The 19,476-nt window shown below is 50.9% G+C and carries 21 protein-coding genes; 9 read left to right on the top strand and 12 right to left on the bottom strand.

Features of this window, described 5'->3' with window-relative positions:
• Position 1: 1 nt before the first annotated feature.
• The 10 genes from HVZ39_RS12365 to pspA form a co-directional block, all read right to left on the bottom strand.
• Positions 2-790 carry a TIM barrel protein gene (locus tag HVZ39_RS12365; protein ID WP_016156634.1) on the bottom strand — a complete coding sequence of 263 codons (789 nt, stop codon included), beginning with the start codon at positions 788-790 and terminating at the stop codon, positions 2-4.
• A gap of 16 nt (positions 791-806) precedes the next feature.
• The gene (locus tag HVZ39_RS12360) at positions 807-1,859 is read right to left on the bottom strand and encodes a zinc-binding alcohol dehydrogenase (protein WP_016153224.1); all 1,053 of its coding nucleotides are present in this window, start codon (positions 1,857-1,859) and stop codon (positions 807-809) included.
• A gap of 27 nt (positions 1,860-1,886) precedes the next feature.
• Entirely contained in the window at positions 1,887-2,729 is an 843-nt protein-coding gene (locus tag HVZ39_RS12355; RefSeq protein ID WP_003020474.1) for a carbohydrate ABC transporter permease, read from the bottom strand.
• Positions 2,716-3,597, bottom strand: coding sequence for a sugar ABC transporter permease (locus HVZ39_RS12350; protein ID WP_003840754.1), 882 nt, complete (start codon positions 3,595-3,597; stop codon positions 2,716-2,718). The genes HVZ39_RS12355 and HVZ39_RS12350 overlap by 14 nt, the downstream gene beginning before the upstream one ends.
• Positions 3,598-3,617: 20 nt before the next feature.
• Positions 3,618-4,910, bottom strand: a complete 1,293-nt coding sequence (locus tag HVZ39_RS12345; protein WP_019076863.1) for an ABC transporter substrate-binding protein — start codon at positions 4,908-4,910, stop codon at positions 3,618-3,620.
• Positions 4,911-4,926: 16 nt separating this feature from the next.
• Entirely contained in the window at positions 4,927-6,633 is a 1,707-nt protein-coding gene (locus tag HVZ39_RS12340) for a sugar phosphorylase (protein WP_275943476.1), read from the bottom strand.
• A gap of 164 nt (positions 6,634-6,797) precedes the next feature.
• On the bottom strand, positions 6,798-7,028 hold the full coding sequence (gene pspD / locus HVZ39_RS12335) for a phage shock protein PspD (protein ID WP_003833267.1): 231 nt from the start codon (positions 7,026-7,028) through the stop codon (positions 6,798-6,800).
• An 8-nt stretch (positions 7,029-7,036) separates the two neighbouring features.
• A complete protein-coding gene (pspC, locus tag HVZ39_RS12330) occupies positions 7,037-7,396 on the bottom strand; it encodes an envelope stress response membrane protein PspC (RefSeq protein WP_181633660.1) in 360 nt (119 codons plus the stop codon).
• Positions 7,396-7,620, bottom strand: a complete 225-nt coding sequence (pspB, locus tag HVZ39_RS12325) for an envelope stress response membrane protein PspB (RefSeq protein WP_016153227.1) — start codon at positions 7,618-7,620, stop codon at positions 7,396-7,398. Before pspB ends, pspC begins: the two co-directional genes overlap by 1 nt.
• Before the next feature lie 54 nt (positions 7,621-7,674).
• Complete coding sequence (gene pspA / locus HVZ39_RS12320) at positions 7,675-8,343, bottom strand: phage shock protein PspA (protein WP_181633659.1); 669 nt, start codon at positions 8,341-8,343, stop codon at positions 7,675-7,677.
• Between the two features lie 155 nt (positions 8,344-8,498).
• Here pspA and pspF point away from each other — a divergent pair, with 155 nt between their 5' ends.
• On the top strand, positions 8,499-9,488 hold the full coding sequence (gene pspF / locus HVZ39_RS12315; RefSeq protein ID WP_181633658.1) for a phage shock protein operon transcriptional activator: 990 nt from the start codon (positions 8,499-8,501) through the stop codon (positions 9,486-9,488).
• 93 nt (positions 9,489-9,581) lie between these two features.
• A complete protein-coding gene (locus tag HVZ39_RS12310; RefSeq protein ID WP_063866125.1) occupies positions 9,582-10,226 on the top strand; it encodes a quinolone resistance pentapeptide repeat protein QnrB47 in 645 nt (214 codons plus the stop codon).
• Positions 10,227-10,234: 8 nt separating this feature from the next.
• Here HVZ39_RS12310 and HVZ39_RS12305 read toward each other — a convergent pair whose 3' ends face one another.
• The gene (locus HVZ39_RS12305) at positions 10,235-10,558 is read right to left on the bottom strand and encodes a hypothetical protein (RefSeq protein ID WP_094761287.1); all 324 of its coding nucleotides are present in this window, start codon (positions 10,556-10,558) and stop codon (positions 10,235-10,237) included.
• 313 nt (positions 10,559-10,871) lie between these two features.
• Here HVZ39_RS12305 and sapA point away from each other — a divergent pair, with 313 nt between their 5' ends.
• From sapA to sapF, 5 genes are read left to right on the top strand one after another with little or no spacing between them, the layout of a single operon-like run.
• On the top strand, positions 10,872-12,515 hold the full coding sequence (gene sapA, locus HVZ39_RS12300) for an ABC transporter substrate-binding protein SapA (protein WP_016153232.1): 1,644 nt from the start codon (positions 10,872-10,874) through the stop codon (positions 12,513-12,515).
• Positions 12,512-13,477 (top strand): peptide ABC transporter permease SapB, encoded by a 966-nt coding sequence (gene sapB / locus HVZ39_RS12295; RefSeq protein WP_003020545.1) that lies wholly within the window; start codon positions 12,512-12,514, stop codon positions 13,475-13,477. The genes sapA and sapB overlap by 4 nt, the downstream gene beginning before the upstream one ends.
• Complete coding sequence (gene sapC, locus HVZ39_RS12290; RefSeq protein ID WP_016156640.1) at positions 13,464-14,354, top strand: peptide ABC transporter permease SapC; 891 nt, start codon at positions 13,464-13,466, stop codon at positions 14,352-14,354. The genes sapB and sapC overlap by 14 nt, the downstream gene beginning before the upstream one ends.
• A complete protein-coding gene (gene sapD, locus HVZ39_RS12285; protein ID WP_016153234.1) occupies positions 14,354-15,346 on the top strand; it encodes a peptide ABC transporter ATP-binding protein SapD in 993 nt (330 codons plus the stop codon). Before sapC ends, sapD begins: the two co-directional genes overlap by 1 nt.
• 1 nt (position 15,347) lies before the next feature.
• Positions 15,348-16,154 (top strand): peptide ABC transporter ATP-binding protein SapF, encoded by an 807-nt coding sequence (sapF, locus tag HVZ39_RS12280; RefSeq protein ID WP_016153235.1) that lies wholly within the window; start codon positions 15,348-15,350, stop codon positions 16,152-16,154.
• A 38-nt stretch (positions 16,155-16,192) separates the two neighbouring features.
• Here the strand turns inward: sapF and HVZ39_RS12275 are convergent, their stop codons facing one another.
• Entirely contained in the window at positions 16,193-16,882 is a 690-nt protein-coding gene (locus tag HVZ39_RS12275) for an EAL domain-containing protein (protein ID WP_181633695.1), read from the bottom strand.
• A 444-nt stretch (positions 16,883-17,326) separates the two neighbouring features.
• On the opposite strand from HVZ39_RS12275, the gene fabI reads away from it, so the two are divergent.
• Positions 17,327-18,115, top strand: coding sequence for an enoyl-ACP reductase FabI (fabI, locus tag HVZ39_RS12270; protein ID WP_181633657.1), 789 nt, complete (start codon positions 17,327-17,329; stop codon positions 18,113-18,115).
• A 199-nt stretch (positions 18,116-18,314) separates the two neighbouring features.
• Positions 18,315-19,460, top strand: coding sequence for a carboxymuconolactone decarboxylase family protein (locus HVZ39_RS12265; RefSeq protein ID WP_181633656.1), 1,146 nt, complete (start codon positions 18,315-18,317; stop codon positions 19,458-19,460).
• Positions 19,461-19,476 lie beyond the last annotated feature (16 nt).

Raw genomic sequence — 19,476 nt, 5'->3', positions numbered from 1 at the left:
CTTAGCAGGTACGCAGCCAGGCCAGTGACTGACGGTACGCTTCCGGCAGGTTCTCTGCCCGTACACGCCCTTCGTACACGACGTAACCCTGATAATTATCTTCACGCAACTGGTCAAACAGCGCAGTGAAATCCAGCGTACCGCTCCCCGGCTGATAACGGTGGTTATCCGCAATATGGACGTGTCCCAGCAGATCGCGATTGTCATGCAGCGCCTGAGCCATATCGTCTTCTTCGATATTCATATGGTAAAAATCACCAATGATTTGCACATGCTTCAGGTTGTTTTCCACGATATAGCGACGGGCATCCGCCAGGGTGTTGATCATATGATCCTGATAGCGATTGAGCGGTTCCAGATACACCACCGTCCCCGTACGCTCGGCAACTTTATCGAGATAAATCAATGAATCACTTACTGCTTTACGATCACCCGCCAGGCTGCGCGGAGAGGTCATCGGCGGTAAGCGGAAGGTAAACATGCCCCATGCAGCGGGTACAATAATGCCCTGCCCACCGACTTCGGCCAGCGCTTCGAGAATGCGGGTAATCTGCTGTAAGCCATTCAAACGACGCTCTTCGATAAAATCACCGATCCAACCGTCATATCCTCCACAGGCGGTGGTGACGGGCAGGCCTGTTTCTTTGATTGCCGCTTTCACTTCTGCCAGGTTGTTAACCAGCAGCTTGCCGTCAATTTCAAAACCGTCAAACCCCATCTCTTTGATGTAACGGAATTTCTCGAGAATATTTTCCGGAAAAAAAGCCTGGTTCTGTGTTCCAATTTTCATCTTCTGCATTCCTTAATTAAAACGTCACGCCCATTTTGATGCTCTTTTCCGGATGGCGATCGACATACTGCATATAGCTTTCCGGGCTGCTGGCAAATGTCACTACCGGGTCAATAAGTTCTTCACAGTTCAGGTAACCGTTCATCAACAGTTCCCAACAGGTCTCCTCAATACGCTTGCGGCTCCAGCGCGGATAATCCGGATTTGGCTCACTGCAGGCACGGGAGAAGACAATTTTGGCGTTGTTGAAGTGCGCTTCACGCCCCAGGTTGAAGCCTTCAGCAAAAGGTTTCGCGAAAGCGACATAGGAGATGGTTCCACCATAAGCCAGACCGCGTAACGCCGATTGCAACGCATCCGCATAGCCACTGGTTTCGATAATCACATCCGCGCCCTGCTTGCCGGTCAGCTTCTTAATTTCCATGCCGACATCGGTGCCAATAGGATTCAGACAGAAATCCGCGCCATGACGACGCGCGATATCGCAACGATGGGCAATCGGATCCACACCAATGACCACCGAGGCTCCCGCTTTCTTAGCCAGTTGGACGGCAATCTGGCCAATCGCCCCTAAGCCGACGATGACAACAAAGTCGCCGACACGCACATTGGCGTCGCGCACGCCACTCATGGCGAACTGTGCCGGGTCATAGCACACGGCATTTTTCCACGAACTACCTTCCGGCATTTTGCGCAGTTTGTAGTTGTTCACCGCATTAAAGAAAACCGTTTCTGCCAATGGGCCGTAGCCGCAAACTGAATCGCCAACGGCGTATTCGGTCACATCGCTGCCACACTCAATAACATCGCCCACCACCATGTTGCCAAGCTGGAACTTGCCGAATTCAATCCCGCGCGGCGCCCCTTCCGGACGCGGCATGAACATTTGCCATTCGCCGTTGAAATCTTCGTCAATAAACGGACTGGCAGCGCGAAAATCGACCACTTCCGTGCCATGTTTTGGCGCACCAAAGCGAACGCGAACTTTCACTTCATTGGCGGATACAGCTCTGTCTTCATATTCCACCAGCGCCGCAACACGCGGTTCTGTGGCAACTAACTTCTTCATTTACAACTCCTTAATTAAACTGGCCGCTTAGCCTTTCACGCCGCCTGCGGTCAAACCACTTTTAATAAAACGTTCGGAAAGCGCATACATAATGACGACCGGCAATGCGGTGACTAACGATGCCGCCATCATGCGTCCCCAGATATAGTCAGGCGTACTGAACAGCGCGTTCAGACCGACCGGTAAGGTAAAATTGCTGGCGCTGGAGAGGAAAATCGAGGCAAACAGATAGTCATTCCACGCCACCATAAAGCAGTACACAAAGACCGAAACCAGACCGGACATCGCCAACGGCACGGTAATGCGAAAGATGATCTGCAGACGGTTCAATCCATCCATCATCGCGGCTTCTTCTATTTCATCCGGAATGGTGTCGAAGTAGCTTTTCAGCATGAACACCGCGGTCGGCAGCGTCTGGGTGACCATGGTGATAATCAACGCCATTTCGGTGTCATAGATGCCAAGTGCCGTAATGATTTTGAATAGCGGCACCACCAGCAGGATCCCCGAAAACATGTACACCGTGTAAAAGCTGGCATTGATAGTCATTCGCCCCTTAAAACGCAGGCGGGAAAGCGCATACGCTCCGAGTACGCCGAGAAATACCGCCACCACCGAAGAAGTGACCGATACCACCAGGCTATTACGGAAGTAGTCAACAAACGGGAAAATCATCGGGTTGAAGATGTCGATGTAATGTTCCAGCGTCCATTGCTGCGGTAACAACGTCGGATGCAGCGAGATCGCCTCTTTGGCGCTTTTAAATGAGGTCATCAGCATCACAAAAAATGGGAATAGCGTGATGCCCAGGAAGACAATTAATCCACAGTAAAAGCCGATGCGGCCAAGCGTGCGCTTATTTGTTGCCATTGAGGTTCACCCGTTTTCTGGTCAGCAGGATAACAGCGAAAATAATGACGAAGAGGACGACAGAAATAGCGGCCGCTTTGCCTAAGTCGTTAAATGCAAATGCTGTTTTATAGAGATAGACCCCGAGAATATCGACTTTAGTGGTCAGCAGATAAACATCGGCGAACATGTAAAACATCCAGATCGTGCGCAGCGTGACCACGGTTGCCAGCACCGGCATAATCGCTGGCAGCGTGACGATACGAAACCGTTGCCAGGCATTCGCGCCGTCCATTTCTGCCGCCTCATACAACGATTTATCAATCGTCTGTAAAATCGCCAGAAACGAGATAAAGGCATACGGGAAGTAGCGCCAGATGGCGAACAGCACGACCAGCGCGAAGCTACTGCCGGGATTGTCGAACCACAGCGGCGCCTGATCGTAGAGATGCAACAGATCCACGCCGAGGTAGTTCACAATGCCGTAGCCGTTGTTGAACATGTATTTCCAGGCAAACACCAGCGAAATTGATGGCGTCACGTAAGAGAGGATGACCAGTGAGCGCGCCGTTTTCCGCAGACGAAACTCACGGTTAAAAAACATCGCCACGCCCAGCCCCAGTACCGTGCTTCCTGCCACAACCAGCGCGGTATACCAGACCGTCATCCACAGCGAATGCCAGAATCCGGGATCGGATAAGATACGGATATAGTTGCTCAGCCCGACAAACGTAGACTCAATTTGCGGATTCAGCGGCAGTCGCATAAAGCTGATTTCGATGTTTGATATCATCGGCCACGCCACTAAACCGCCCAGCAACAGCAAGCTGGGCGCCAACAGCAGCATGGCGAATGGCATATCAGATCGACCTGAAAAGAACTTATTCATCACGGCTTTCCATTTCCCCATTAGCGCTGTTCAACGAGGTCATCCAGTTTTTTCTGGCTCGCTTCAATCGTGGTGACGAGGTCGGCTTTGCCTACCGTCACGTTGTGCACCATTGAGCTCACAACACCGGAGCCTGTGACATCGCCCATGCGGGTGAAGTTCTTATCGCCGACGGCACCAAACACCTGGATATTCGGCAGTTCGGCAATCAGCTGATCGGGTAATTCACCCAGCGCTTTGATGACAGTGTTATCTTTCCACGTCGGGGTATTCACCACTGCTTTGTTGACCGGCAGCGCCGCCCCTGGCGACATCATGACCCAGTCCGCGATGTTGTCGGCCTGCTCCATAAAGGTGACAAATTTCTCTGCCGCTTCTGTCTCTTCAGACTTTTGACCCGCGGTAATGGTTAACGACGTCAGCATGCCGTAAACAGCAGAGTTTTTTTCCGTCGGCACCATAAAGCCCACATTTTTAGGATCGCCCTCTTTAATCACCGCCGGGAGGATATAGGTGGAATAAATCGCCATCGGTGCCGTGCCGTTCATGAACGCGTCTTTGACTTCCATGATGTCGTTTGAGCCCGGCATAGTGTTCATTGCCAATTGGCGGTAATACTGCAGCGCCTGCGCCATTTCAGGTGTGTTGAGCGTTATCTTTCCTTGCGCATCAAAAACGTTGGCCTGGTTTGAGAGCGCGAACTGGGAAAATGACTGTTCGGTCAAAACGCTTTCCGCCGTGGGCAGCGCAATACCATATTTCTTACTACCAGGATTGTTTAGCTTCTGCGCCACGCTCAGCAGTTGTTGCCAGTCTTTTGGCTCTTCCAGCCCAGCTTTTGCCAGCACATCTTTGCGATACCAGATCCCGCCAATCCAGGCGCTAACCGGAACCCCGGTCCAGGCGGTACCGTCTTCAGTGCGCACAATACGCAGCACGCCATCATAAAAAGTACCTTCACCTACGGCGTTGATGACCTGCGCAACGGCTTTACGATCGATAAGTGATTCTTTATCCATAACTTTCGCGTAGTCATGGCTGGTTTCAATGACTTCAGGCAGTGAACCACTCCGCGCCAGGGTAATGACCTTGGTGTTGTACGCATCCTCTTCGACAGGAACCTGTTTGACACTGATCCCCGGGTTCTCTTTTTCAAAACGCTCAATCAGTTTTGCAATAACCGCCTGCCGTTCCTGTTCAACAGAAGAGTGCATAAATTCAATCGCAACAGAGGACGTTTTATCATCCTTACACCCGGAAACCAGGGCGCAGGAAACCAGTGCTGAAATCAGCACAATTTTAGTTTTAAGCATGAAATGTTCCTTTTTATTACTTAACCCACATGACCTGCCAGGCGTTCAACGTTAATTCTTTACCTGAAATAGTTTTACCGCTAATCAAATCAAATCCATTTTCAACATCAATACTAATGGTTTGCGTATGACCGCTGACATTAAATAATCCGGTAATTTTTTCGCCTGTTTCCGCCGTACGTTTAATTTGCATTACAGCCGGTGTAACACTGCTAATCTGAAAATCACTATCAGGGTGAAATGCTTTATTACTACGACGTATTACAATTAATCGGGATAATTCATGATAAATAGCGTGGCGCAAACTGGTTTCATCTGCCAGCTCCGTTTCGATTTGGCTTATTTGATATTTTTTGCGGTTGATCGCACGGTTATAACCTAGCACCTCGACACCTTTATAATCATTGCGTGACCCAAGAATGCTTTGAATGTAAACCGCAGGTACACCCGGAAAACTCAGCAAAATGGCATGTGCGAGAATAAAACGGGAAAAACGTTCGGCATCACTACAATTGCCTGGCGTTAGTGCGTCCATATATGTGACGTTAATTTCATACGGACTGCGACTACCATCAGGGTTATTTTTCCAGTTAACCAGCGCGCCTTCCTGTTGTAATTCCGTCACCAGGCGCACGATCTCGTCTTCAGGTAACAAACCACGTAATGGGTTGAGACCAATACCGTCATGCGATGCGAGGAAATTAAACCAAGTGGTCTCACTGGACGGCAGTTCCAGTGATTGCGCCCACTGGCACAAGGTTGAGGTATCCTGGCGTTGTACCGCATGCAGCACCAGCGGCGGTAACGAGAACTGGTACACCATATGCGCTTCATCACGGCCATTTCCGTAGTAGGACACATTATCCTTATGCGGAACGTTTGTTTCAGTAATAATCGCCGTACCAGGCGCCGCGCAGTCAGCAATAGCGCGAAATAGTTTGATAAGCTGATGCGTTTTTTCCAGGTGAATACAGGTCGTTCCAGGCTCTTTCCACATAAAGCCAACCGCATCCAGGCGGACATAATCAGCGCCCTGCTCAAGATAACTCAATAGCACATCGACCATCGCCAGTAACACTATCGGGTTGGCATAGTTGAGATCGATCTGGTCGTCGCTGAACGTCGTCCATAAATAGCGTACGGTGTTATCTTTTAGCGTAAAAGGCGTCAGTAACGGTAAGGCACGTGGACGCGTTACGTTGCTCAGGTCCGTATCAGGATCCATCGCAATAAAGAAATCTTCATAACCGTCAAGCTGTTGCAAATAGTTATTAAACCATTCGCTTTTCGCTGACATATGGTTACAAACAAAATCAAACATCAGTCGACTGGATTTACCCAATTGCTTAATATCATTCCAGCCACCGGTTTCTTCAGCAACCTGATGGTAATTAATTACGGAAAAACCATCATCCGATGACCACGGATAAAACGGCAAAAGATGCACATGAGAAAATGTCGACTTAAGCCATTCATTATAAAACTGATTAAACATCGGCAGTGGTTTTTTGCCTGCCCCGTGGAATTGATCGGCGTAGGTAATAAGAACTACATCGCCCTCGTCCCAATGCGCTTTACGGATTTTTTTAATTAATCCCTGTGATTTCTCTAAACGTGCAATCAGCGCTTCATAGTGGCATGAAGTAAACGTATCACCATAAACTTCTGCCAGGCATTTTTGGATTTTTTGGTTCACCTTCAATTCTCGTGGTAGCGGTCCCATGAATCAAGAGACTACTCTGCGGGAAATAAGCTGTCAATCGGCTGAGGTGGCCAGGAGGGGGATAATAAAAGAATTTCGGCAGCCAAAAAATCGTATTTGTGAGCTGCCGCAAATTAACAGAGGGAATGTTGATTAATTGTTGCTTGCTTTTGCTGATTCGGATTTCAGGGTTGATTACCTGAATAGCGTTTCGATAATTTTGCCGCTGCCCGACTCAAAACCGGCTCCAGGACCAACGCCAGCAGCATTTTAAGCGGGCGTCGGGCGACGGACTTCACCGCCCACCCTGCTACCCCCGCCGGGCCGTAACGAAGCGCAGTTAAAAGCACCAGCTTACCTGCTATTTTAAAGCCCGGCTTAACCCTTTGCCCGGCACGTTGCCAGCGATTGTTCATTTCTATCCTCACAATTGGCGGAAACGGCTGCGCAATGAAAAGGTATCAGAGGTGACATAACGCTCCATTTCACGCAAACGCTTTTCACTTGCCGCCAGCTCGTGATCGACGGCATCCAACAGCTCGCCGCTTGATGGCTGCTGCTCACCGGAAACCACATTGTCCGGCATCGGGTCCAACACAAACGTCAGCACGATGTAAGCGACGAAGGTGAAAAAGGCCAGACCAAAAAAGACGGACAACACCACCAGGATCCGTACCAGCTTCACAGGCACATCGAGGTAATGCGCAATACCTGCGCAAACCCCCTTCACCATGCCCTGTTGCGGAATACGCCACAGTTTTTTGTTCAGATTAACGCCTCCCATTAGCGGTCCCTCCAGTTTGGATGTTCAGCATCAAGGATGTCTTCCAGCGCCTGAATGCGCTCGCGCATCCGCTGTGCGTCATCGTTGAGTTCTACCAGACGTTGCTGTTCACTTTGCGCCAGTTCGCCACGACTGGAACGGTTGCTGTAATGCAGCCAGAGCCAAATCGGTAAAACGAACAGCACAAAGATGGTTAATGGGATAGCCAGAAATAGCGCGCTCATGAGTACTCCTTACAGGTGATGAGCGGCGGCGCGTTCGGGCGCCGCCAGATGTTATTATTGCTTATCTTGCTGCATTTTGGCTTTAAGTTGCGCCAGCTGCTCGCTGATTTCATCATCTGCTTTCAGGTCAGCAAATTGCTGATCCAGAGACTGCTGTTTACCGAAGTTATGGCTTTCAGCCTCAGCTTCCATCTGATCGATACGACGCTCGAAAGATTCAAAGCGTGCCATCGCTTCATCCAGCTTACCGCTGTCCAGTTGACGACGAACATCACGCGAAGAGCTCGCAGCCTGATGGCGCAGCATCAATGCCTGCTGACGAGCACGGGTTTCACTGAGTTTATTTTCCAGCTCACCGATCTCTTTTTTCATTCGCGCCAGCGTATCGTCAACCAGCGTCACCTCATGCTCCAGAGAAGCAATCAGATCAGTCAGTTTCTGTTTTTCGATTAAAGCAGAACGCGCCAAATCTTCTTTCTCTTTACGCAGCGCCAGCTCGGCTTTTTCTTGCCACTCTACCTGTTGTGCGCTGGCCAGTTCGATACGGCGAGATAATTGTTTCTTTTCTGCCAGAGCGCGTGCGGAGTTTGAGCGCACCTCAACCAGCGTATCTTCCATTTCCTGGATCATTAACCGCACCAGCTTCTGCGGATCTTCAGCCTTTTCCAGCAACGCATTAATGTTGGCGTTCACGATGTCGGCAAAACGAGAAAAAATACCCATAATGTAATCCTCACTTACTGTTCTGATATCGGGCTATGCCCTGCTGTTTTCGTAATGCACTTGGCGTGCCAACTTTTTAAACGATTGATTTTAATGTAAATATCTAATTTTACCTGACGGGGGAATTAGGGTAAATTGGTGAATAACACTAATAAGTGGTGAATTTCATCATGGCAGGATACAAAGACAATATTCTGGGCGAAGCGAACAGCTTTATTGAAGTGCTGGAACAGGTTTCTCATCTGGCGCCGCTGGATAAACCTGTACTGGTTATCGGTGAGCGAGGTACGGGGAAAGAGCTTATTGCCAACCGCCTGCACTACCTCTCCAGCCGTTGGCAGGGCCCATTTATTTCGCTTAACTGCGCGGCCCTGAACGAGAACTTACTTGATTCCGAACTGTTTGGTCACGAAGCCGGTGCGTTTACCGGTGCGCAAAAACGCCATCCAGGACGTTTCGAACGCGCCGACGGCGGCACGCTGTTTCTTGATGAACTGGCGACCGCGCCAATGTTGGTACAGGAAAAACTGCTGCGCGTAATTGAGTATGGCGAGCTGGAACGCGTCGGCGGCAGCCAGCCCTTGCAGGTTAACGTGCGACTGGTCTGCGCGACCAATGCCGACCTGCCACGTATGGTCAGCGAAGGCACTTTCCGCGCAGACCTGCTGGATCGTCTGGCCTTTGACGTGGTGCAACTTCCCCCACTACGCGAGCGTCAAAGCGACATCATGTTAATGGCCGAACACTTTGCCATTCAGATGTGCCGCGAGATCGGGTTACCGCTTTTTCCGGGATTTAGCGCCGAGGCCAGAGAAACCCTCCTCCATTACCGTTGGCCGGGTAATATTCGTGAACTGAAAAACGTCGTGGAGCGCTCCGTTTACCGGCACGGTACCAGCGACTACCCGCTGGATGAGATCATCATTGACCCCTTCCGCCGCCACGTTACGCAGCCACAGGCAGCACCACCAAAGCAGACATCTGTAGCATTACCGCTGGATCTGCGTGAATTCCAGCAGCAACAAGAGAAAGACTTTCTACAAACCAGTTTGCAGCAGGCGAAATTTAATCAGAAAAAAGCCGCTGAATTACTGGGTCTGACTTACCATCAGCTACGCGCGTTGCTTAAGAAACACCAGATCTAATACGCATTTGCAGGTGTCATACTGGCGGGTTTGACGCATAACGTCATAAGGTTTACCATGGCGTCACTACTGTATAAAAACACAGGCATAGATATGACTCTGGCATTAGTTGGCGAAAAAATTGACAGAAATCGCTTCACTGGTGAGAAAGTTGAAAATAGTACATTTTTTAACTGCGATTTTTCAGGTGCCGACCTGAGCGGCACTGAATTTATCGGCTGCCAGTTTTATGATCGCGAAAGTCAGAAAGGATGCAATTTTAGTCGCGCAATGCTGAGAGATGCCATTTTCAAAAGCTGTGATTTATCAATGGCAGATTTCCGCAACGTCAGCGCATTGGGCATTGAAATTCGCCACTGCCGCGCACAAGGCGCAGATTTCCGCGGTGCAAGCTTTATGAATATGATCACCACGCGCACCTGGTTTTGCAGCGCATATATCACTAATACCAATCTAAGCTACGCCAATTTTTCGAAAGTCGTGTTGGAAAAGTGTGAGCTATGGGAAAACCGCTGGATGGGGACTCAGGTACTGGGTGCGACGTTCAGTGGTTCAGATCTCTCCGGCGGCGAGTTTTCGACTTTCGACTGGCGAGCAGCAAACTTCACACATTGCGATCTGACCAATTCGGAGTTAGGTGACTTAGATATTCGGGGTGTTGATTTACAAGGCGTTAAGTTAGACAACTACCAGGCATCGTTGCTCATGGAGCGGCTTGGCATCGCTGTGATTGGTTAGCTCAGCGTTTACACCGGGAGATGCGTTTGACGATTTACTTTTAACCAGTACGACTCCTGGCAAGCATTGTGAAATGTTTTCTCCAGTGGACGAATATCCTGACCTGCCGCATCAACGACATGCCATCTAATGCTGCATTCTGGACAGGAATTTGATGAATATATAACCAATTCATTTTCGCGAGAACAACGAATAACCACTCCCGAATCATGAAGCCATGTCTTATTTATAATCTCAACTTCAGCCATGTCATCCCGTTTACTGACATCCTCAATACAAATAACATTTTTGCCTATTTTTATAGCATTGACGTAATCCGCTAAGTTGCTCATTTATTAAATATTCCCTTTGATTCGTACACTAACGCATTGTAATCGCTTATGCATTTTGTCACAGCGAGGAAACCGTAACAAATTACGCCAACTGTCCACATCCTGCACCGCGTTTATAGCAAGTCAGATGGGCCATGAAAATGCTAAGATAGTTAACAGAGTAGATTCAAAGTGGATAGCAGGTATGAATTTTGACCATGTCGCGGTGTTGAACTCGCGCTTATCGAGCCTGTTACTCCCAAACACAAACGGTAATGGCAAATGTCATTAAATATTAGTAAGATAGCCCCTTTATTTATAATCCTTTAAAATTATGCGCCTGGTTTTATCATCTCTGATCGTGATGGCTGGATTTCTGAGTGGTCAGGCTGCTGCCGCGCCTGAACAGGCTTCGCATGCTGATATTCGTGACAGCGGCTTTGTCTATTGCGTTAGCGGGCAGGTCAATACGTTCAACCCGCAAAAAGCGAGCAGCGGTCTTATCGTCGACACCCTGGCAGCCCAACTGTATGACCGACTACTCGATGTCGATCCGTACACCTATCGACTGGTGCCTGAGCTGGCTGAAAGCTGGGAGGTGCTGGATAACGGCGCAACCTACCGCTTCCATCTGCGTCGTGACGTCCAGTTTCAGAAAACGGCCTGGTTCACCCCCACCCGCAAACTGAATGCGGACGACGTGGTGTTTACCTTCGAGCGCATCTTTGATCGCCAGCATCCGTGGCACAATGTAAACGGTAGCAGTTTCCCCTACTTCGACAGCCTACAGTTCGCCGATAACGTCCAAAGCGTACGCAAGCTGGACAACAACACCGTTGAGTTCCGCTTAACTCAGCCCGACGCCTCCTTCATGTGGCACCTCGCCACGCATTATGCCTCCGTGATGTCAGCAGAATATGCGGCTAAATTGGCAAAACAGGATCGTCAGGAGCTGCTCGACAGACAACCCGTCGGCACCGGACCGTACCAGCTTTCGGAGAATCGCGCAGGGCAATATGTTCGACTGCAGCGCCATGAAAAATTCTGGCGTGGTACTCCTCTGATGCCGCAGGTGGTTGTGGACCTCGGCTCTGGCGGCACCGGACGTCTATCGAAACTCCTGACCGGTGAGTGTGATGTTCTGGCCTGGCCTGCCGCCAGTCAGCTCAGCATTTTGCGTGATGACCCGCGCCTGCGTCTGACCCTGCGCCCGGGGATGAACATCGCCTATCTGGCATTCAACACCAATAAACCACCGATGGATAATCCCGCCGTGCGGCATGCGCTGGCGCTGGCCATTAATAACCAACGGCTGATGCAGTCCATCTACTACGGGACGGCGGAAACCGCAGCATCTATTTTGCCTCGCGCCTCGTGGGCTTATGACAACGAAGCTAAAATTACAGAGTACAATCCGGCAAAATCGCGCGAGCAGTTAAAAGCACTGGGGCTGGAGAACCTGACATTACAGCTTTGGGTACCCACCAGTTCTCAGGCCTGGAACCCCAGTCCACTGAAAACCGCCGAGCTGATTCAGGCTGACATGGCTCAGGTGGGTGTGAAAGTTAAAATCATTCCGGTAGAAGGTCGTTTTCAGGAGGCGCGATTAATGGATATGAACCATGATCTAACGTTATCCGGTTGGGCGACGGACAGTAACGATCCTGACAGTTTTTTCCGACCGTTGCTAAGCTGCGCCGCCATCAACTCGCAGACTAACTTCGCCCACTGGTGTAATCCGGAATTTGACAGCGTTCTGCGCAAAGCCCTCTCTTCGCAGCAACTCTCATCGCGAATTGATGCCTATGACGAAGCGCAAAATATTCTCGCGAAAGAGTTACCGATCCTGCCGCTGGCCTCTTCACTGCGTCTACAGGCTTATCGTTACGATATCAAAGGACTGGTGCTGAGTCCGTTCGGCAATGCATCTTTTGCCGGGGTTTCCAGGGAAAAGAAAGATGAGGTGAAAAAGCCATGATTATCTTCACCCTGCGTCGTTTTTTATTGCTGCTGGTCACCCTCTTCTTCCTGACCTTTATTGGATTCAGCCTGAGCTACTTCACGCCTCATGCGCCGTTACAGGGTGCATCGCTGTGGAACGCCTGGGTATTCTGGTTCAATGGCCTCATTCACTGGGATTTTGGTGTATCCAGTATTAACGGCCAGTTGATTTCAGAACAGTTGAAGGAGGTGTTCCCGGCGACGATGGAACTGTGCATTCTGGCCTTTGGTTTTGCGCTGATGGTTGGGATCCCCGTTGGTATGCTGGCAGGGATCACGCGGAACAAATGGCAGGACCGCTGCATCAGCGCCTTAGCGTTGATGGGCTTTTCCATTCCGGTTTTTTGGCTGGCGCTGTTGCTGACGTTGCTCTTCTCACTGACTCTCGGCTGGCTTCCCGTTTCGGGACGCTTTGATCTTCTCTATGAAGTGAAGCCCGTTACCGGATTTGCCATTATTGATGCGTGGATCTCCGACTCGCCCTGGCGCGATGAAATGCTGGTCAGCGCAATCCGTCACATGGTGCTTCCGGTGTTGACGCTTTCCGTCGCCCCTACCACGGAAGTTATTCGCCTGATGCGAATCAGCACCATTGAGGTCTTTGATCAAAACTATGTTAAAGCGGCCGCCACGCGCGGTCTGTCACGCTTAACCATTCTGCGCCGTCACGTTCTGCACAACGCCCTTCCGCCGGTGATCCCGCGTCTGGGCTTACAGTTTTCCACCATGCTGACGCTGGCGATGATCACCGAGATGGTCTTTAGCTGGCCAGGTCTTGGCCGTTGGCTGATTAACGCAATTCGCCAGCAGGATTACGCGGCAATTTCGGCGGGCGTCATGGTGATTGGCTCACTGGTTATCATCGTTAACGTCATCTCTGATATTTTGGGTGCTATGGCTAACCCTCTGAAACATAAGGAATGGTATGCCTTACGATAGCGTCTACAGCGAAAAGCGCCCGCCGGGTACGCTGCGCACCGCATGGCGCAATTTTTACGGCGATGCGACTGCGATGATCGGCCTGTATGGCTGCGCAGGATTGGCGATTCTGTGTATTTTTGGTGGTTGGTTTGCCCCTTATGGCATCGACCAGCAATTTCTCGGCTATCAGCTTTTACCGCCGTCATGGTCGCGCTATGGCGAAGTCTCATTTTTCCTCGGAACTGACGATCTCGGGCGTGACGTGCTAAGTCGCCTGCTCAGCGGCGCGGCCCCGACCGTTGGCGGCGCGTTTGTCGTCACCCTCGCCGCCACACTATGTGGCCTGTTACTGGGCGTGGTTGCCGGCGCAACGCACGGTTTGCGCTCCGCGGTGCTGAACCACATTCTGGACACCCTGCTCTCGATCCCTTCGCTGCTGTTGGCGATTATTGTGGTGGCCTTTGCCGGACCGCATCTGACACACGCGATGTTTGCCGTCTGGCTGGCGCTGCTGCCGCGCATGGTACGCTCCGTCTACAGCATGGTGCATGACGAGCTGGAAAAAGAGTACGTTATCGCCGCTCGCCTGGACGGCGCAACCACGCTCAATATCCTGTGGTTTGCCGTTCTGCCCAATATTACCGCCGGACTTATCACTGAAATCACCCGTGCGCTGTCGATGGCGATTCTGGACATCGCTGCGCTGGGTTTTCTCGACCTTGGCGCACAGTTGCCGTCACCAGAATGGGGAGCCATGCTTGGCGACGCGCTGGAGCTGATTTATGTCGCACCGTGGACGGTTATGCTGCCAGGTGCGGCGATTATGATAAGCGTGCTGCTGGTTAACCTGCTGGGTGATGGCGTGCGCCGGGCAATTATTGCGGGGGTGGAATAATGCCATTACTGGATATCCGCAACCTGACCATTGAATTCAGAACCGGCGACGACTGGGTGAAGGCGGTTGACCGCGTCAGCATGACCCTCAATGAAGGTGAAATCCGCGGACTGGTTGGTGAATCTGGATCCGGCAAGAGCCTGATCGCCAAGGCCATTTGCGGCGTCGCTAAAGATAACTGGCGCGTAACCGCAGACCGCATGCGCTTTGATGATATCGATCTGTTGCGCCTTTCCGCGCGTGAACGACGCAAGCTGGTCGGCCATAACGTTTCCATGATCTTTCAGGAACCGCAATCGTGTCTCGATCCGTCTGAGCGCATTGGACGACAACTGATGCAAAATATTCCGGCATGGACTTATAAAGGCCGCTGGTGGCAGCGTATCGGTTGGCGTAAACGCCGCGCGATTGAACTCCTGCACCGCGTCGGGATAAAAGATCATAAAGATGCGATGCGCAGCTTCCCGTATGAGCTGACCGACGGCGAATGCCAGAAGGTGATGATCGCAATCGCCTTGGCTAATCAGCCGCGTTTACTGATTGCCGACGAACCAACGAACGCGATGGAGCCAACCACTCAGGCGCAAATTTTCCGCCTGCTGACCCGGCTGAACCAAAACAGCAATACCACCATTTTGTTGATCAGCCATGACCTGCAAATGCTCAGCCAGTGGGCTGACAAAATTAACGTGATGTACTGTGGGCAAACGGTGGAAACTGCGCCCAGTAAAGAGCTGGTGACTATTCCGCATCATCCTTATACCCAAGCGTTGATTCGCGCCATTCCTGATTTTGGTAGCGCAATGCCGCACAAAAGCCGCCTGAATACCATGCCAGGAGCCATTCCATTGCTGGAACAATTACCTATCGGCTGTCGTCTGGGGCCGCGCTGCCCTTATGCTCAGCGCGAATGCATCGAAACCCCAAGACTGACCGGAGCAAAGAATCATCTCTACGCCTGTCATTTCCCGCTGAACATGGAGAGAGAGTGAGATGGTAGAAACCCTGCTCGAAGTTCGTAATCTGAGCAAAACCTTTCGCTACCGGACGGGCTTATTCCGCCGTCAGACCGTTGAGGCCGTTAAACCCCTGAGCTTTACCCTGCGCGAGCGTCAGACGCTCGCCGTCATAGGTGAAAATGGTTCCGGTAAATCTACGCTGGCGAAGATGCTGGCCGGTATGATTGAGCCCACCAGCGGTGAGCTGCTGATTGACGATCACCCGTTAAAATATGGTGATTATTCATTCCGTAGTCAGCGTATCCGTATGATTTTCCAGGATCCATCAACGTCGCTTAACCCACGGCAACGTATTTCGCAGATCCTCGATTTTCCGCTACGTCTGAACACCGACCTCGAGCCTGAACAGCGCCGCAAACAGATCATCGAGACCATGCGGATGGTCGGTCTGTTGCCTGACCATGTGAGTTATTACCCGCATATGCTGGCTCCGGGACAAAAACAGCGTCTGGGCCTTGCCCGAGCGCTCATTTTGCGACCCAAAGTCATTATCGCCGACGAAGCCCTGGCCTCTCTGGACATGTCGATGCGTTCGCAGCTCATCAATCTGATGCTGGAATTACAGGAAAAACAGGGGATTTCATATATCTATGTGACTCAGCACATCGGCATGATGAAGCACATCAGCGATCAGGTATTAGTCATGCACCAGGGTGAAGTGGTTGAACGTGGCAGTACAGCAGATGTTCTGGCCTCGCCGTTGCATGAGCTGACCCGTCGCCTGATCGCCGGTCATTTCGGCGAAGCGCTTACCGCTGACGCGTGGCGTAAAGATCGCTAGCAGATGCAGCCCTCCTCAACCGGAGGGCAATTTTGCAATCAGTGACAAACATTTGGTAAGAGCAGTGTATCAACCTCGCTAAACGCGACCGAAGGGAAAAGAGATCCCTGCATCACCCAAACACCAGCCGCGCCTACTTCGTCGATAAGCTGTTTGGTTTCCACGCCCTCCACCGCAATGCGGTCGCAATATTCGCGGATGTTTTTAATTAGCACCGGGAACATCGGTTTTTCAGCCTGATCCAGGAAAAAACCACGATCCAACTTTACAACATCAAAACGACCGCAAACCAGCGGACTGGCCCCAATGCTGCCGGAACCCAGATCGCCCAGCCATAATGCGTTTGGACCGTCGCAAAGTGAATTAATCAACAGATTATTCAGACATACGGTATTCGTCAGAAAACGCTCTGAAAGTTCCAGGGCGACAAAAGGCATGGCATGTAGCGCCGATTTAACGCTCGGGTCGCCAATTGCCAGCAGCGCCATTTCATCAATGAGGTTCAGAGTACAGAAAAGGTTGTGGCTCTCAAACCAATTACGCTTTTCGGCAATTAATCGAATTTGCTCGAGCATGAAATTACGTTTTTGTTCGCTATTCCACGCTGAAATGATGAACTCTGGGTGTATCGGCGAAACCGTATCTGAATCAAACCGGACGCTCATCTCAACACCCAGTAACGTATCAGTTGTGTCTCTCATCGGTTCCGCGATGAAATGATAGTGCATAAGACCACTCCAATTGATCATAACTTCCTGATAATGCACTTTTAATCACAATCAATCAATAATAACGATCAATGTGTCAATATTGATCGATAAAAACAATATATCATAACGAACTGAATACGGTCATATTTTTTGTTTTAAGAAAGTTCTTACATTGCTATGTTTTAAAACATAAGCTAGCAGTTAATAATACCATTGAGATGCCTTTAAAGCCTTGTATTTTCTCCATCCCCCCCCCGCGCTTCGCAGAATGAATGAGACTTAACCAGGGAAAGTGTTATAACCCTCATGTGTAATGAAAAGTGATTATCAGTAAGGGATGATAACTATTCTACAAGGCACAAAGAGTGGGATATAATTGCTGCCCCATTTCGAACCACCTTCAAATTGTGATCATAACTCATTGATTGCTAAAAATAAGCAAAGACCATAAGGATTAAAGCTATGGGTTTTCTTTCCGGTAAGCGCATTCTGGTAACGGGTCTTGCCAGCAAACTGTCCATCGCCTGGGGTATCGCTCAGGCCATGCATCGCGAAGGGGCTGAACTGGCGTTCACCTACCAGAATGACAAACTAAAAGGCCGCGTCGAAGAATTTGCAGCTCAACTGGGTTCCAGCATCGTACTGCAGTGTGATGTGGCGGAAGACGCCAGCATTGATGCACTGTTTACCGAACTGGACAAAGCCTGGCCGAAATTCGACGGTTTCGTGCACTCCATTGGTTTTGCGCCCGCAGACCAACTGGATGGCGACTATGTGAATGCAGTCACCCGCGAAGGCTTCAAAATTGCTCATGACATCAGTGCTTACAGCTTTGTGGCGATGGCAAAAGCCTGCCGTTCCATGCTGAACCCAGGCTCAGCGCTGCTGACGCTATCCTATCTGGGCGCAGAGCGCGCCATCCCTAACTACAACGTGATGGGCCTGGCAAAAGCCTCACTGGAAGCGAACGTCCGCTATATGGCTAATGCGATGGGTCCTGAAGGTGTGCGTGTGAACGCTATTTCCGCCGGTCCTATCCGTACACTCGCCGCTTCCGGCATTAAAGATTTCCGTAAAATGCTGGCGCATTGTGAAGCGGTTACGCCGATTCGCCGCACTGTAACCATTGAAGATGTGGGCAACTCCGCAGCATTTTTGTGCTCCGATCTTGCTGCCGGCATCTCGGGTGAAGTCGTTCACGTCGATGGTGGCTTCAGTATCGCGGCAATGAACGAGCTGGAACTGAAATAATCGTAAGTCTTCTATGGGCGGTCTTGCCCCGCCCATGACTCTCCTCTGCCCGCCGCCATATATGCTTTTCTGATATTTATTATCACGGAACAATCTTTCATCCCCTCTTCTGCTTACGTCAGGATATTGCAGCGCAAACGATCCGGCGTAGTAGTAGACGACGTGTCCGGGTCGCCACTTTTTAGACCAAGGACCGCCCATGGAACAACGCCGAATTGAAGGCAAAAGCCACTGGTATCATGAGACGCAATCCAGCAAGCATCCGCAAGATATTCTGCCGCTGGTGCCGGAAGCCGCTCATGTCGACGACAGCTTTTTACTGGATCTGGCGATACCTGATGACGCCCTTTTGCCTTTTCAATCCTGGTTAACCCCTGCCCGTAAACTTGCCCAGGTTCTCTTCCCGGTTCACGTAAACCTTAATCAGATGCACACATTCAGCGCCTATGAACGGATGAGTACGGCGCTTACCGTCGCTCAGGTGTATGGCGTCCAGCGATTGTGCAATCACTATGCCGCGCGGTTAACACCGCTTCCTGGTCCTGACTCGTCACGGGAAAGTAACCATCGGCTGGCGCAAATCACCCAATATGCTCGCCAGCTTGCCAGCTCTCCTGACGTGATAGGCGCACGCGATCGCCAGCATCTGGATGCGGTCGGGCTGACTACCAGCGATAGTATTTTGATGAATCAAATTATCGGCTTCGTCGGTTTTCAGGCCCGGACCGTGGCCCTGTTTCAGGCCTGGTTTGGACATCCGGTACGCCGAATACCGGGGCTGGATATACAGCAATTCGCTCACGCTTCGCCATTTAGTGCAACAAACGCTACCTGGCACGCTGCGCCATTCCCAATCGAAAAATATCCTGCTCAGGACGAGACGACGGCCAGACATTTTCCCGATGAACTGCAAGCGTTGGTGCCATTACTGATCCATTCACCGGTCATTTTAGATTTATTCACGACACTGATTTCCAGTACCCGGCGCAGCGCTGTGCCGGTGCGGGCATTTTCACTGGCGGCGCTAATGACGTCACGGATTAACGGCAGCGTGGCCTGCTTTAATGAACAGGCACATACAGCCAATGAATTAGCCAACGTTATCGCCCTGCTTCGCCAGGAGGAACGTGAATTACAGCGTTGGGAACAGCGACATCCGGTTGAGCGCGTCACCCTGCAGGCGGTACAATGGTTAACCCGAGCGCCCGACCGTTTTAGCGCCGCGCTGTTAACCCCTTTGTTCGATCAGGGCATCTCTTCTGAACAAGCGATTAACCTGCTGGCCTGGAGCGGATTGTGCGGATGGTTGAATCGCTTGAAAATCGCGCTGGGCGAGACTTATTAACCGATCCACTTACTGA

It is taken from the genome of Citrobacter sp. RHB35-C21 (assembly GCF_013816515.1).
Lineage (GTDB): Bacteria > Pseudomonadota > Gammaproteobacteria > Enterobacterales > Enterobacteriaceae > Citrobacter > Citrobacter braakii.
This window is presented reverse-complemented; position numbering and strand designations above follow the sequence as displayed.

What these genes read in the sequence shown, in the direction of transcription:
- HVZ39_RS12310 (WP_063866125.1), top strand. Translation starts at nt 9,582, where the DNA reads ATGACTCTGGCATTAGTTGGCGAAAAAATTGACAGAAATCGCTTCACT.
- pspD (WP_003833267.1), bottom strand. Translation starts at nt 7,028, where the DNA reads ATGAACAATCGCTGGCAACGTGCCGGGCAAAGGGTTAAGCCGGGCTTT.
- HVZ39_RS12355 (WP_003020474.1), bottom strand. Translation starts at nt 2,729, where the DNA reads ATGGCAACAAATAAGCGCACGCTTGGCCGCATCGGCTTTTACTGTGGA.
- HVZ39_RS12365 (WP_016156634.1), bottom strand. Translation starts at nt 790, where the DNA reads ATGAAAATTGGAACACAGAACCAGGCTTTTTTTCCGGAAAATATTCTC.
- pspC (WP_181633660.1), bottom strand. Translation starts at nt 7,396, where the DNA reads ATGGGAGGCGTTAATCTGAACAAAAAACTGTGGCGTATTCCGCAACAG.
- HVZ39_RS12305 (WP_094761287.1), bottom strand. Translation starts at nt 10,558, where the DNA reads ATGAGCAACTTAGCGGATTACGTCAATGCTATAAAAATAGGCAAAAAT.
- HVZ39_RS12360 (WP_016153224.1), bottom strand. Translation starts at nt 1,859, where the DNA reads ATGAAGAAGTTAGTTGCCACAGAACCGCGTGTTGCGGCGCTGGTGGAA.
- HVZ39_RS12265 (WP_181633656.1), top strand. Translation starts at nt 18,315, where the DNA reads ATGGAACAACGCCGAATTGAAGGCAAAAGCCACTGGTATCATGAGACG.
- HVZ39_RS12340 (WP_275943476.1), bottom strand. Translation starts at nt 6,633, where the DNA reads ATGGGACCGCTACCACGAGAATTGAAGGTGAACCAAAAAATCCAAAAA.
- sapC (WP_016156640.1), top strand. Translation starts at nt 13,464, where the DNA reads ATGCCTTACGATAGCGTCTACAGCGAAAAGCGCCCGCCGGGTACGCTG.
- sapB (WP_003020545.1), top strand. Translation starts at nt 12,512, where the DNA reads ATGATTATCTTCACCCTGCGTCGTTTTTTATTGCTGCTGGTCACCCTC.
- sapF (WP_016153235.1), top strand. Translation starts at nt 15,348, where the DNA reads ATGGTAGAAACCCTGCTCGAAGTTCGTAATCTGAGCAAAACCTTTCGC.
- pspB (WP_016153227.1), bottom strand. Translation starts at nt 7,620, where the DNA reads ATGAGCGCGCTATTTCTGGCTATCCCATTAACCATCTTTGTGCTGTTC.
- sapD (WP_016153234.1), top strand. Translation starts at nt 14,354, where the DNA reads ATGCCATTACTGGATATCCGCAACCTGACCATTGAATTCAGAACCGGC.
- HVZ39_RS12275 (WP_181633695.1), bottom strand. Translation starts at nt 16,882, where the DNA reads ATGCACTATCATTTCATCGCGGAACCGATGAGAGACACAACTGATACG.
- HVZ39_RS12350 (WP_003840754.1), bottom strand. Translation starts at nt 3,597, where the DNA reads ATGAATAAGTTCTTTTCAGGTCGATCTGATATGCCATTCGCCATGCTG.
- sapA (WP_016153232.1), top strand. Translation starts at nt 10,872, where the DNA reads ATGCGCCTGGTTTTATCATCTCTGATCGTGATGGCTGGATTTCTGAGT.
- fabI (WP_181633657.1), top strand. Translation starts at nt 17,327, where the DNA reads ATGGGTTTTCTTTCCGGTAAGCGCATTCTGGTAACGGGTCTTGCCAGC.
- HVZ39_RS12345 (WP_019076863.1), bottom strand. Translation starts at nt 4,910, where the DNA reads ATGCTTAAAACTAAAATTGTGCTGATTTCAGCACTGGTTTCCTGCGCC.
- pspA (WP_181633659.1), bottom strand. Translation starts at nt 8,343, where the DNA reads ATGGGTATTTTTTCTCGTTTTGCCGACATCGTGAACGCCAACATTAAT.